Raw genomic sequence first — 12,470 nt, 5'->3', positions numbered from 1 at the left:
TGAAGTGTAAGGTCATACTATTATTGTTTAGCTCCCACTACCAGATTGAGTAATAACATAGTTTGCTAGGTCAGGCGCTTTTAGAACAAGAATTATTCCTACTATTGCACTAACTAAAGCAGAAATACCTAGTGCTCTTTTAGCTGAATTTCCCATTGAAATACCAATCATAATCGCAGCAAGAACAATCGCAATAACAATTACTACTGCTCCAATTATACGAATATTAGTAATCCATCCTGTTAAGATAGTATTGATAGTAGTCACATCACTACCTCCAGACCCACCAGGAATCGTCGGAACAGTCGCTGAAGCACTCTCTACACCAGTAAAGAAAATAAGTGTACTCATATATGCGAATACAAAGGCGTAGGGAACAACCTCTTTAACAATTTTTTTAATACTAAATCCTTTCATAAACTTACCTCCATATAATTTTTGAAAAAAAAAGACGCAAAACAACCCTTTTAAAAAGGATTATTTTGCGTCTTCCGCCTAAATAATCGCATGAATGCGAAAATATTAAGTTGTCTTCATTATACAAAAAAAGGTCATTTATGACAACACTTTTATTACAGAATTTGTTGTATGAGGTAAAATGATACTGTATAATTAGTTTATCACTATATTATACATTTATACGTATAATAATAGAAGTCTGAGAGGTGATACTATGAGAATATTAATAAGTGTAGGAATTATATTTGGAAGTTTATTTTTATTTTCTTTGATTCCAGAATTCATGAACTTTATGATAGATATTGGTGTTGTACCTAATGAGCCTAGATTTCGAGATTCATTTTGGTTTCAAATACAAGGTCTATTTCTTTTATGGGTAATGCTGTGGATCATTATAAGCTTAGGTTATTTTATTGTTGTCTTATCAGGTGGATTCTTTGATTTTTCTTTACATCATAAAATCAAAAAAGCTAAAAAGAGAGCTATTAAAGAATTTGGAACAGATTTGCCTTACTTTGGATATCTTTCAAAAAAACTTATAAACGGATTTTACCTTGATGTATCTAACTATCCAAAGATGATTACAATGTATTACCTCTCAGAAAAGGGCAATATGTCGTATGAAGATATGTATAGTTCAACAACAAAAGAAGATCGCCAAAAATTATACCTAGATGCAAAAGAATATTATGGTTTACCTGAAATGTCAGAATATGATTTACTATCACATGTCAAGTAAAACCATTTTAGAGAAGAGGTCATACATGGAAATGGAATTTGTTTTCAGCAAGAGTGTACTAAAGAAATGGGATATATATAAAGAGCTAAGCGGAGAAAGGCTTTATTACTGTTTTTCTAATGATCTCCTAGGGAGAGATTATATACTTGTTTGTTTAAACGACGAAACGGAGCCTGAGCTAGTAATATCTCAAGAAAAGTTCAATACTGACTATACCTATATAGGCTATCACGATGAACATTTACATTTTCACCCAGCTTTAATAAATTAAAAAACCAGACTTCTACTCAAGAAATCTGGTTTTTTTCTATTTTATTCAAGCTCTTTATCTTCTATTGCAACATAAGTATCCTCAAAATCTCCTAATATTCGCTGTACAGCCCTATTAATTCTATCTCTACTTATATCAATTAATTCATCTGACCTACTTCTTCCATAAGAAGCAATATACCCAAAAGAATTTTCAGATGTGTCTATACCTAAAGCATGACAGGTCACAAACCCAACACATTCAGCTTCTATTTCTCTCACTGCTTTACTTGGAATGTTATTTCTATCTGCATGTAATAAGCCATGACCCATCTCATGAATTAGAGTCAATAACTTATGAGACGTAGAATTTTTAGAATCTATGAATATATCCTTTTCCTTAATACGGTAATAACCATCAGCACCCTTACAGTCTATAGTTTCTGTTACAGGAAACGGGCTTATAGTTTTGATTTTTTCATAAAGATCCGTTTCTCCATTTAAGGTTTTTACATATTCACCAATAGAAGGGATGGGTTCTCCTTCTGTTTGAGATATATCAAAAACATATATTGGACGATATAACATAAATTCTTCATCTTCCTCATGCTCATCTTTTTTTCTGGTGATCTTCATAGGAGATAAAATCATAATCCCCTTCTCTCCTTTTTTCACATACCTTCCTCTTTTTTTCCATGTTTCAAATCCAGCAACAAAAGTAGCACTTGGTTTTTGAATCCATATCAATAGTTGATTTCTAAAAGAGTAATTGTGGAATGAAGAGGAAAATTTTAAGAATCGTTGAAAGTTAGAATTTTTAGCAATCTCTACAGCACCTTTTTTCACTAAATCAAAAGCTTCTTTCACTTTTTTTTGACGATTAACCTTCGTTTTTGTATTTTTCATTATATTTCCTCCTAAAAATGTGCAATAAAAAAAGACCTTTCATATGCCTCAGCATAAAAAAAGTCTTCCTAAAGTGTAAAATTTATTTGTTTTCTTCCCCGATACCTAGCTGTTTAAAGTAATAGTCTACAGCATTACGAGCCTCTTTAAAGAATTTAACACCTTCATCTAGCATAGTTTTAGCCTGTATAGGATCAAACTCACTTAAATCTTTATACTCCCCAATTGTCTTAAAATAATGACTGTTCTTATCTACTTTCATCATAAGATAAGGTCCCTTGTCACCATAATCTACGAGAATATAAAAGAAATCTGCCTTTTTAGTAATTTCAGTCGGCATGTCATCCCCCTTACTAACTTATCCTTCTACATTCCTCACAAAGATACTAAGCATAGCGTTTAGCTTGTGCTTTTTGCATTGAAATGTACTGGTAGGTTTCCATACTCTTTCGTTCTGTTTCAATATCCATTACAAAGAACTTCAAAGGAATATCTACTAACTTCCTAAACTTCTCTATTTCTTTGTTTGATAAGAAACCCTTGATTATATATTCTTCTACTTTCTCCATAGATATTTGTCCATACTCCAATAAGAAATGTGAGCCAAATTCTTTAAAGATAGATTCTACATCATAAACAACATCTTTCTCCCTAAGTTTAATAGTTCCATAATTACATTTTAGAGTTCCAGCTTGTTTAAGCATAGGACATTTTTCTATATCTAGTAAAGTATTACGATATTTTTCTTCCAACCTATCAAAATTCTTTTTTTCAGATTTGAATAATTCTGCCATACCTTCTAATGATGTATCGAATAGGAATTCTCTTTTAACGACTTCATTTTTGCCTTTTTTATTTAAATAAATTTGAGCATAAAATTCTTTCGGATAAGAATAGTCTGCAAGTAAATCAACTAGATCCTCATCATTTTTTATGAACGAATACTTCAGTTTAACTACTTTATGTAGTATTCCTATATCATTTAAAAGCCCTTTAAATGCAACAGTATCAGTTTTATAAATGGGATCTCTAACAAACTTGGCTTGGCCACAATACCATGAAATTCATTTCTTCTTGTTTCATAATTAGAGAATGTTTTTCTCATAGTATGCTTTAGTTGGTCAAGGAACTCTTTAGAACTTTTCCTTCTTTGATAGATACCATTTAAGAATAAATCTTCCATTAGTTTAGCAGCACCTATTAATTGTAATTCTTCGTTTTTAGACATAAATCCTTCCTCCTATAAAAAAATATAAAAAGGAGCAGCTAAAAGCTACTCCTTTCTCGTTTTTAAATCATCTTCCAAACGGGTTTGTATTTCTTTGCTCAAAAGGGTTAGAACTATAATTCTGGTTCTCATTACCTCTTTGAAATGGATTATTACCTACTTGTGTATAATTATCTTCCTGGTAACTGTTTAGTTGACCTTGTTGGTCAGAAGAATTATTTTGATTATTACTGTTACCTTGATTATTGCTGCCTAAGTACTTTACAGATTCTGCATGAAGTTCATTAAACGTATACTTTTTATTACTGATCTCTTGTTTTACAGGTTTAATTGTTCCGTTAACGAAAACTTGTCTACCTGTATCAAGATACTTACATGCATTAACAGCATTGTCTTTCCATAAAGTTACCTGCAGATAATCAGTTCTTTTCTCTTCTCCTACCCAGTAATTATGAGCAATATCTAAATTTGTCACAGGAATTCCTGAGTTCGTTTTTCGAAGCACTGGTTTTTTTGTTAAATTCCCGATTAGTTCAAATGTATTCCACATATATGATTCCTCCAAGTTTAGTAATTTATTAACCTACTTTTACAACGTTATTAAGTACCCATTGTCCTCGATGTTCTTCAGAAGATATAGCAACTCTATCCTCTGGTTTCAATTGTAATTTTTTGATTTCCTCAGCCATTTTGCCTATCGCATAGATCACGCAAATTTGACCACCTTGTTCAAAGCAAATCTCATAAACTACTCCGTCGTCATATTGTTTCTCCACCATATCTTTGAAAATACATTCAACCATGCCAGCTGGTACTGTATTAGATTGTTGATTGTGGTGTTTTTGAGATGACAAGTCATTTCTAGACGGGGACTGCTCATGTCCAAAGCCCTCTGGTAATGCCCAATTTGGTAATGTGGGAGGAGTAAAGTAACCTCTAACATCTTTAGATTGATCTTTCTTATCCTTGTGGTATGTATAGATATCTCTATCGGTTTTTCTTTTCTCGTGTACTTCAACCCAAACTTCATTAAGGTTATATAAGTACCTCCCCACTCCAAAAAGCACAGCGGTACGCTTTAATGCCGAAGAAATTCCTCCTTTGGTTTCCTCAAAATTTGTAGGATCAGCTCCATCACACTTTGTAATTGTTTGATTCTCACCTATCCTAATACTAATTGATTGAATAAATGCACCATTCGGTAATTGTTGAATTTTATTTTCCCATCGATCCCATCCAACTACATTGTCAAATCTATTTTGGATAGCTCTCGAAGAAACATAAGGTACAACTATAGCTTGCGGCCCTCGACTGTTAACACTAACTCGCGATACTCTCCACTCAATTTCATCTGGAGCAAAAGGTGCAGCTAACTCTTTTCCAGCCTTCTTTACATCAAGTGTTTCCATTCTTTCATCCTCCTAAAATGTGTAATAAAGCTTTCTAGAAATGCAAAAAAGCCCTATAGGCATACTTCCTCTTAGAGAAAATACCACCCATAGGGCTTAACACTTCAATACAAGGCTCATTATAGAGCAAAAAGAAAACTTTATATAATTAGTCTATCAAATTATTATATATACTACAACACAACTGTTTTTTTATATTAACACTTATGTAAATGAAGGTTTTATCGCTAATAGAGTTTCAAAATTAGAATGATCATAATGAAAATTAAATAGATTTAAATCAGTCTTCTTTGACCTGATATACTCGATCTTCCCTTCAATTTTCTTCTCTGACAACAATAGTTTTTGTTTTCTATCATTTACTTTAACTAGCCAAGCTTGTCCATCGATTGAATATAAATCTGGACAAGCTTCAATTATATAAGGGCAAGAGTACCAAGTAAATGAAAAATGACGATTAGGATACATTTCCATTATCTCTCGTATGATTTTAATACGAAATTTTTTAGTATATCCTTTAATTCTCGATATAGCAGTCCCTCCAATAGCGATATATTGTGTGTGGTCTGTATAATATTTAAGCACATCAAAATCCCGATTTTGTATCACCTTTTCTACCAAGAAAAGTTGCTGCTTGATACACAGGTATAACATTTAAACCAAGAGATTGCATCACTTTAAATGTTAATAATCCCGTTTCATTGCTACCCATTGTATCAAATGCGATACAATAATCTATATACTTTTGATTGGCAAGGATAAAATTAATATATTGTTCAAAAAGGAGAAATTGATTTTTATCCTCACAATATTCCATTTCTGGAAACTCATTGAACCACCACCAAGAAAATTCTTCAAAAGTAAACTCCTTTCCATCTTCCTCTATCATTTCTTTATAGGTTTCAATAATTTCTTCTATTCCTATATCAATGTTTCCAAACGTAAATGCTCCACTATCTACAATTTTACTTTTAGGTGTATAACCAATTTTTTGAATGAGATCTTTCTTTAAACATTTGTCCTTATGTTTTTCTCTCCATAATGCAAAAGATACTAATAGATTAGCTGGTCTAACCTTTTTTATAATTTCTATTTCATCTTTTCTTGCAGATGTAGCAAAATAAACTCTATCCTCAATTCTAAATGTTTTATTCATCATAAAATCCCTCCTGGTATCCTTAATAAAAAGAAAAGGCAAAGGATAATCCTATTGCCTTTGGTAATTATATTTTTACCCTTCGATATGATTTGTATATTTAGGAGAAATTGATAAGTCATTTAATAAAGTATAGGGAATTGTTGCAATATCACTTACCCAATCAAGATCAATAACTTTTAGATCAATGCTACCGTTATATAGTGTATTAAATTCATATTTCCACATTTCATCCATAGCAGCTTTACTAAGCTTAAATGAAAAAGTAAACGGAGTTCCTTCAAAGTCACCACCTATATATTTTATAAAAATACTTTCATCATCTAATTTAATACCTGTAATCAAATTTGAATGATTACTTCCTGCTGTAATGTAATACCAAATTCCATTAGATAGTGTTGATAGCTTTCGTTTTCGATCTTCAATTTTATTAATTTCTGAATTCACCTTGATTCCTCCTAAAATGTGTATAAATAGAGCTTCCAAAACACAAAAAAGCCCTATGGGGCAGACTGTATTTGTCTATACCACCCATAGGGCTTATATCTTCTATTTAAGGCTCATTTGAGCATCTTGGAAACTTTACCTATACAGTCTATCAAAGATATATTCTTAAATCAATTTAGATACTATTACTTACTTTATTACTATTTCCATTGTTAAATATCATATAAAAGTAAAAGAAACATATATTAATAAAAAAGAACAGTAATAATAAAAAATACAAATAATAATAAGCAAATATAAAAAAGGTAGAGAAAACCCTTGTAAATAAAGAGTTTTCGAGGGTTAGCTAGAAGTTATATATCGTATTTATAACATATTAACTAGATTAACCTCGTTAAAAACACATGTTAACATACTTATATTTAAATTGTTTACATATCAAGAGGCAAATTTACATTATTTCAACATATACACAAGTTAGTATTCAATATTAACATATTAACAGGTAAACATTCGTAAATAGTTTCCATAAAAAAAGGATAAAAAATTGATATAGTTGATAGATTTATCCTGAACCCCGATTATGCTTATAAGTAATAGTTTTTTAGGTAACGTCAAAAAGCCTAGTAGAAATTGGATTTTTTCAATTTCACTAGGCTGGCTATTTTAAATTATAGTAGAAAGCAGCGGTTTACTTCCAGTTAGTTGGAATTCGCGTATTTTTGCATCATGGATATATTCGTATGGAATATCTTTAATAGCATTTTTGAACTGCTTTCTAAACACTTTTCTAAAGAAACCACCAATTGTATATAGCTTAAAGTGACCTAATCGCTCTTTTTCCCGGTGTATATGTTCAACCACGCTATCAAGCGTATTTAGGAAGAAGGATCTCAACCATTTATCTCTGTATTTGTAACTATTATCATCCTCGTCGATTAAATGGTAAAGAAATGACACTACTTCTTGTTTAAAAGCGATCATTATATCTTTCTTATCACGAGCTTTATATTTAATTTGCAGTTCATCTAAACGATATGTAAGTTCTTGTGAAAATTGTGCTAATAAACGATTTACTTCAAACTCATCAGTATCTTCAATTACACATTCAGGTTTTAAAGAGAAGTTGATCTTTTTAATCCAAACCTGCTCTTTACGATAAGAAAGACCTTCAAATTCAATATCAAAAAGAGCTTCAAGAATCTCAAGTACTTTTCGAACATCTTTGGCTTTTTTATTAAGCTTCTTTTTTAAGGTGGACATTTTTCGAGATTGCTTTAATTTATCTAGTGAGATCATCCCTCTGTTAGACATACTGGTTCTAAACTGGTTAAAAAGAGATAATAGCAGTTCAATACCTTCTGGATTAGAAGTACGTACAAACTCCGCCAAAATGTTTGTGTCAAAAAGAGCGTGCGGAACAAGAAGGTAGTTTAATTTTACGCCTTCTCTTTCGGGAGTATTTAATTTTTCAACATCTTTCAATACCAAAACTGGTAAATCGTTTTGGATCTCTTCTTTAACAAAATGGTACTTCTCTAGAAACTTTTTCCCACCATACAATGAGGTATAAGGAATGTCTAACTTTTTAGCCCAGTATGATAAGTTATATTCTTTCAAAATCCCTCTTGGATTGTTTTCAATGTGCATTTGTTTTAGCATAGTTAAATAGACTACATATGCAGAGGCAGTAGGCTTATCAAAGGATTGATCTTTAATATATCTGAATTCATCTAGAATATGTTGGTGCATTCTAAATCCATCAATTTTAATCTTTCCCATAGACATGTTCATACCTCCTTTATGTAGTGACTTGATGATAGAGCTGTTTAAATCTTTGCTTATAGTAAATGTCTATCATATATATTCTATCGGCTAATTAAATTAGTCTGTCATTAGAATTTAGTAACCATTTGTAGAAATATTTACTAATATGCAGTATTATAGCAAATCGGTTGTGCACAAAATTCCCTTCTTAATTAAGGACTTGTGCACAAAGATGCACAGCCTTTGAAACTGTACGTATCAAGGGTTTGAAAAAAAAGTCGAAAAAATTTATGTTCACTCAAACGTCATTTATTCGTGCACATTCGAGCATGTTAACGTCATAGCTTCATCAGTATGTGCACAGAAATAACTGAGATATTGTTGATATATCAAGGGTTTTAGAGAATTGGAGACTATAAATTGTGCATGTTAACGTCATATATATAAATTTTATTAGTAGTATTTATGTGCAAGGAAACGTCATTAATTCACAATTGTGCAGGTGCATAAAGACATCTTGATAGTACTTAAATGATATATTGTTAACTCTTGTTTATATTAAAGACATTTTATAATCCTATTGTGCACAAAAAAAGTACCTAAAAGGTTGGTAAATCAAGGTTTTTTCAACAAATAATTATTGATACGAGCAAGGTAACGTCAGTAGTTCACATTTGTGCACATTGGAGCAAGCAAACGTCAGTAAATTTTTTTCTGTGCACATTGGAGCAAGGTAACGTCACTAATTTCACCTTGTGCATGCACAATTTCATTCTGTGCATGCACATTGGAGCAAGGAAGCGTCATTGATTCACAATTGTGCATCTGTTGGGTTATAAAAAAGTTTGATCGAAAACACGTATTGATCAAAACAGGCTCTATATTTCACAAGGTGTTGCTTTAAAAAAATTTTTAATCAAATTGATACTAATAATCTTGACATAAAAGCAAATAAAAAGAGTATGTTTTGAAAAAAGGTTGATCAAAACATACTCTTATAGGATTTTATCGGTTTATTCTTTTATAAAAAACTTTGATCATTTTCTAGTGAATCATCTTCAACAATCGCGCTTTAATTGCTGAAGATGTCCTAATAAAAGCCTATTTAAAAAAATAAAACTCATATAAGGCTTACTCATTACTAGACGTTATTGATTTTGTCTTTATAAACTTTTAATATTGTTGTGTTTAAATCACTGATTTCTGAGAAATGCCATTCAAACGTCGTTATAATTCTATGAAGTTCAAATAACATTTTCTCTATTTCATCACCATCGTTCTTATCTAATGAATCAAAGTTGTTTAATATAATATCTAAATCTCTAGCTAATATTCTAAAATCTTCAAGGTTCTCGTACTGTTCATCTAAATCTTCTGTATTTACAACATTAATACTTGAATTTAGTTTAACTAATATGTCTAATATTCCTTCTAACTTTTTATCCATATTAATTCCACCTCCCTTATTTCCATCCCTTAACTACTCGTCCAAGTGCTTTTTTAGTCTTATCAGGGTTTAAAGTACCATCTAAATTCAAGACATACTTCACATTCCCTGTCTTATCTATTACTTCTAAATGGTCTTTGTGTAATGCGTCAAGATAAACTCCATAACCCTTTTTCAGATACTGGTTATCAGTTTTCTTTTCTACCTTATAAATCGATTGTCCATCGTACTTTACTTTAGATTTAGATAAGGAGTTACTTACTGATTTTCCAAATTCCATATCAAAAAACTCATTCATATTTGAAATGGGTTTTACAATAAGCTTAGAAGCACCTTTACTTACTTGTTTTTTTACAATGTTGTTTATTAACTTTTTAATGATATTCTTCGGACTTACTACAGTTTCTAGTATTGCTAAAGGGGTTCCTTCAAAAAAGGTATCTAATCCTTTTGCAACACCTTGTGTATCCGGTGGTATCTTATTTACTTTCTCAAAAACATTCCCATATACTCTGATGATTAAACCATTTCCGTATACATAATAGTCACCAGAGTTTTCTCCTTTTGCATCATCAATTACCTCTACAATTTCTACGGGTTCCTCTTGAATTGCTTCAAATTCTTCTTTTGTAAGAGGAATTTTTGTGAGTTCAACAGTTTCATAGTTTTCTCTATCTTCCACGGCAGGTCTAGAACCAAACCTAATATAATTTAACAATGCATAATTCAATCGTTCATCTAATCTCAGCTCTAATCCAGTTACTGGATCAAATCCGTATCTGGCACGAAGTAAATCATGATAACCAGAGAACTCAGCCAAATTAAACTCATCATGATTCCCATTAGCTTCGTATCTTGTATTGGTTTGGATTCCAATTTTCTCAAGCTCTTTATGTTTTAGCCGAAGGTAGTTATCCGTATGAAACTTTACTCCTCCTTGAAGCTGATAGATTTCACTCGTACGAAAAGCTTCTGCATCAAACGAAATTGGTTGTATTCTTACTCCTGTTGAAGTGGCATCTTGTAACGCCTGAAACAAGGCTCGTACATTGTCCTGTTCATAGATGGAATACATATATTCATTGAGTAATTCTTGATCTACCCTCTCAACAGCTTCAATTGTTTTTTCTCTATTCATTTGTGCTTCTTCCATGTTTGCCTGAAAGTCTGAGGTGGAAAATACTTGTAAGGAAAGTATATCATTTATTTTTTGGAAGATGCTATTTAGTTCACTTCTATATTGATCGACCATATCGACCGCTTGTCTTTCACTTTTACTTAATTCATCTTCTAAAAAGCTGCTATGTACAACCGTATCTGCACCTAACTTTTCACTGACTAATTTATGCTTTACTCCTTCAAAAAACGCAATTTGACAATCTATTAATAAAAACAAGGCATCTATGACTTCCGTATGAGCCTTATAAAACCCTTTTATCGCATCGGCACCTTGCCCGACAAATGAGTCTAGTTGGACAATCACTTGAAACGTTTTTTGTAAGGTTTCTAGCTGTGATCGTAGTTTTGCGTAATCATTTGATCGTTGATCCATCGTATCGACTAGCGACTGTGAATCAAGTACTCTCAATTTCTCCACCTCATCTCCTCAACCGTGCATTCATATCGTAATTGAATCCTTGTGCGCTCTTTCTAACTTTCACCCAAACAAGCACGTTTTCAAGATACAATTCAGATAGCTACTTGTTTACATACTTATGCATTATAAATGAACGATTCAGGAAAAATAAGGTAAATATTAACTAAATTGTCAAAGTAGTGCTACTATGTTCCTGTATATAAATACTCAATAATTTAAATAATTTCACATAAAAAGACGCAAATGTTATTACACATTTGCGCTTCATATTGTTGAATAACATTATTATCATCACTAACTAGTCATAATAATATGAGTTAGTCCATCCATATTCTTTACCATTATCTGCACACCATTTAAGAAAACCTTTTTTACCCTCATTTTTAAAAGCAATCCAATCGCTTAACAGATTTTTGTAGTAGTTTACACTTTCAGCTACATGCTTTCTACTATCAAGATTTGTGATTTCTTTAGAAAGGTTTTCGATTTTCAAAACAATGTCTTGATCCTCTGAAATATCCCCAAGGTAGGCATCCTCAGAAATGTGGTGAAAAGAAAAATTAAGGAAATTAAGATAATAGTTAATGATTGCCATTAATACTTTTTGTTCACTCTTTCCACCAATTCTTAGTGCCGTTTCAAGGTACTTTAAATGGTTTTCTGTTTTTAAGAATAAACCGTACCATCTATATGGTTGAGGGTCTATTGGATTTTCATACAACCACTCATCAAGAATTGGTTTTAGTATGTTTTCCTCAAGTGGATGTACTAGTACATCCTGTATATCCACTGATTCCTCAAACAATTTAAAAAGCCAGTGAGCAAATTCCTTTTTCTGTTTAGCCTGCCAGGCCTCTGCCTCATTAATAAAAAGGTTAAGCGATCTAAAGGCATCTTTCCTAAGTCCCTTTTCTTTAAAAAGGCAAAAATCTTTAAAATGCGGATAAATATCCAAAGTTTTATCTTGGATTAAATTCGTTAGTATATCAATCAAATCAGCTACACCTTCTTTCATTGAGGAATTTTCAGCTTATTATGAATCAGCACCCTTAAATTTTCAAATTTG

Annotated in this window: 16 protein-coding genes; 2 read left to right on the top strand and 14 right to left on the bottom strand. The window is 31.6% G+C overall.

What is annotated here, in order from left to right:
* Positions 1-27: 27 nt before the first annotated feature.
* A complete protein-coding gene (locus tag ACEWK1_RS12720) occupies positions 28-417 on the bottom strand; it encodes a hypothetical protein (RefSeq protein ID WP_212137979.1) in 390 nt (129 codons plus the stop codon).
* A 256-nt stretch (positions 418-673) separates the two neighbouring features.
* Between ACEWK1_RS12720 and ACEWK1_RS12715 the strand changes: the two genes are divergently transcribed.
* A complete protein-coding gene (locus ACEWK1_RS12715; RefSeq protein ID WP_212137978.1) occupies positions 674-1,198 on the top strand; it encodes a hypothetical protein in 525 nt (174 codons plus the stop codon).
* 25 nt (positions 1,199-1,223) lie between these two features.
* Positions 1,224-1,469 carry a hypothetical protein gene (locus ACEWK1_RS12710; protein WP_212137977.1) on the top strand — a complete coding sequence of 82 codons (246 nt, stop codon included), beginning with the start codon at positions 1,224-1,226 and terminating at the stop codon, positions 1,467-1,469.
* Positions 1,470-1,510: 41 nt separating this feature from the next.
* On the opposite strand, the gene ACEWK1_RS12705 is transcribed toward ACEWK1_RS12710, so the two are convergent.
* The 13 genes from ACEWK1_RS12705 to ACEWK1_RS12645 form a co-directional block, all read right to left on the bottom strand.
* Positions 1,511-2,353, bottom strand: coding sequence for an ArdC-like ssDNA-binding domain-containing protein (locus ACEWK1_RS12705; RefSeq protein WP_212137976.1), 843 nt, complete (start codon positions 2,351-2,353; stop codon positions 1,511-1,513).
* 82 nt (positions 2,354-2,435) lie between these two features.
* Positions 2,436-2,693: a hypothetical protein gene (locus ACEWK1_RS12700; RefSeq protein WP_212137975.1), complete on the bottom strand. Its 258-nt coding sequence runs from the start codon at positions 2,691-2,693 to the stop codon at positions 2,436-2,438.
* A gap of 46 nt (positions 2,694-2,739) precedes the next feature.
* Entirely contained in the window at positions 2,740-3,147 is a 408-nt protein-coding gene (locus ACEWK1_RS12695) for a hypothetical protein (RefSeq protein WP_212137974.1), read from the bottom strand.
* Between the two features lie 188 nt (positions 3,148-3,335).
* The gene (locus tag ACEWK1_RS12690; protein WP_212137973.1) at positions 3,336-3,581 is read right to left on the bottom strand and encodes a hypothetical protein; all 246 of its coding nucleotides are present in this window, start codon (positions 3,579-3,581) and stop codon (positions 3,336-3,338) included.
* A gap of 67 nt (positions 3,582-3,648) precedes the next feature.
* The gene (locus tag ACEWK1_RS12685) at positions 3,649-4,131 is read right to left on the bottom strand and encodes a single-stranded DNA-binding protein (RefSeq protein ID WP_212137972.1); all 483 of its coding nucleotides are present in this window, start codon (positions 4,129-4,131) and stop codon (positions 3,649-3,651) included.
* 28 nt (positions 4,132-4,159) lie between these two features.
* On the bottom strand, positions 4,160-4,990 hold the full coding sequence (locus ACEWK1_RS12680) for a Rad52/Rad22 family DNA repair protein (RefSeq protein ID WP_212137971.1): 831 nt from the start codon (positions 4,988-4,990) through the stop codon (positions 4,160-4,162).
* Between the two features lie 204 nt (positions 4,991-5,194).
* Positions 5,195-5,458 (bottom strand): hypothetical protein, encoded by a 264-nt coding sequence (locus ACEWK1_RS12675; protein WP_212137970.1) that lies wholly within the window; start codon positions 5,456-5,458, stop codon positions 5,195-5,197.
* Between the two features lie 118 nt (positions 5,459-5,576).
* The gene (locus ACEWK1_RS12670) at positions 5,577-6,146 is read right to left on the bottom strand and encodes a hypothetical protein (RefSeq protein ID WP_212137969.1); all 570 of its coding nucleotides are present in this window, start codon (positions 6,144-6,146) and stop codon (positions 5,577-5,579) included.
* A gap of 75 nt (positions 6,147-6,221) precedes the next feature.
* Positions 6,222-6,593: a hypothetical protein gene (locus tag ACEWK1_RS12665; protein WP_212137968.1), complete on the bottom strand. Its 372-nt coding sequence runs from the start codon at positions 6,591-6,593 to the stop codon at positions 6,222-6,224.
* A 666-nt stretch (positions 6,594-7,259) separates the two neighbouring features.
* Positions 7,260-8,381 (bottom strand): hypothetical protein, encoded by a 1,122-nt coding sequence (locus ACEWK1_RS12660; RefSeq protein WP_231309841.1) that lies wholly within the window; start codon positions 8,379-8,381, stop codon positions 7,260-7,262.
* A gap of 1,120 nt (positions 8,382-9,501) precedes the next feature.
* Positions 9,502-9,807 (bottom strand): hypothetical protein, encoded by a 306-nt coding sequence (locus ACEWK1_RS12655; protein ID WP_212137967.1) that lies wholly within the window; start codon positions 9,805-9,807, stop codon positions 9,502-9,504.
* A gap of 16 nt (positions 9,808-9,823) precedes the next feature.
* Positions 9,824-11,404 carry an LXG domain-containing protein gene (locus tag ACEWK1_RS12650; RefSeq protein ID WP_231309840.1) on the bottom strand — a complete coding sequence of 527 codons (1,581 nt, stop codon included), beginning with the start codon at positions 11,402-11,404 and terminating at the stop codon, positions 9,824-9,826.
* Between the two features lie 298 nt (positions 11,405-11,702).
* Complete coding sequence (locus ACEWK1_RS12645) at positions 11,703-12,398, bottom strand: hypothetical protein (protein WP_212137965.1); 696 nt, start codon at positions 12,396-12,398, stop codon at positions 11,703-11,705.
* Positions 12,399-12,470 lie beyond the last annotated feature (72 nt).

The organism is Metabacillus sp. YM-086 (assembly GCF_048059995.1).
Taxonomy (GTDB): domain Bacteria; phylum Bacillota; class Bacilli; order Bacillales; family Bacillaceae; genus Metabacillus; species Metabacillus litoralis_B.
The sequence above is the reverse complement of the archived record's forward strand: the minus strand, read 5'-3'. Positions and strand labels throughout refer to the sequence as shown.

Bases quoted from the DNA above. Each gene is read 5' to 3' on its own strand.
- ACEWK1_RS12720 (WP_212137979.1), bottom strand. From the start codon at position 417: ATGAAAGGATTTAGTATTAAAAAAATTGTTAAAGAGGTTGTTCCCTAC.
- ACEWK1_RS12715 (WP_212137978.1), top strand. From the start codon at position 674: ATGAGAATATTAATAAGTGTAGGAATTATATTTGGAAGTTTATTTTTA.
- ACEWK1_RS12710 (WP_212137977.1), top strand. From the start codon at position 1,224: ATGGAAATGGAATTTGTTTTCAGCAAGAGTGTACTAAAGAAATGGGAT.
- ACEWK1_RS12705 (WP_212137976.1), bottom strand. From the start codon at position 2,353: ATGAAAAATACAAAAACGAAGGTTAATCGTCAAAAAAAAGTGAAAGAA.
- ACEWK1_RS12700 (WP_212137975.1), bottom strand. From the start codon at position 2,693: ATGCCGACTGAAATTACTAAAAAGGCAGATTTCTTTTATATTCTCGTA.
- ACEWK1_RS12695 (WP_212137974.1), bottom strand. From the start codon at position 3,147: ATGGCAGAATTATTCAAATCTGAAAAAAAGAATTTTGATAGGTTGGAA.
- ACEWK1_RS12690 (WP_212137973.1), bottom strand. From the start codon at position 3,581: ATGTCTAAAAACGAAGAATTACAATTAATAGGTGCTGCTAAACTAATG.
- ACEWK1_RS12685 (WP_212137972.1), bottom strand. From the start codon at position 4,131: ATGTGGAATACATTTGAACTAATCGGGAATTTAACAAAAAAACCAGTG.
- ACEWK1_RS12680 (WP_212137971.1), bottom strand. From the start codon at position 4,990: ATGGAAACACTTGATGTAAAGAAGGCTGGAAAAGAGTTAGCTGCACCT.
- ACEWK1_RS12675 (WP_212137970.1), bottom strand. From the start codon at position 5,458: ATGTATCCTAATCGTCATTTTTCATTTACTTGGTACTCTTGCCCTTAT.
- ACEWK1_RS12670 (WP_212137969.1), bottom strand. From the start codon at position 6,146: ATGAATAAAACATTTAGAATTGAGGATAGAGTTTATTTTGCTACATCT.
- ACEWK1_RS12660 (WP_231309841.1), bottom strand. From the start codon at position 8,381: ATGTCTATGGGAAAGATTAAAATTGATGGATTTAGAATGCACCAACAT.
- ACEWK1_RS12655 (WP_212137967.1), bottom strand. From the start codon at position 9,807: ATGGATAAAAAGTTAGAAGGAATATTAGACATATTAGTTAAACTAAAT.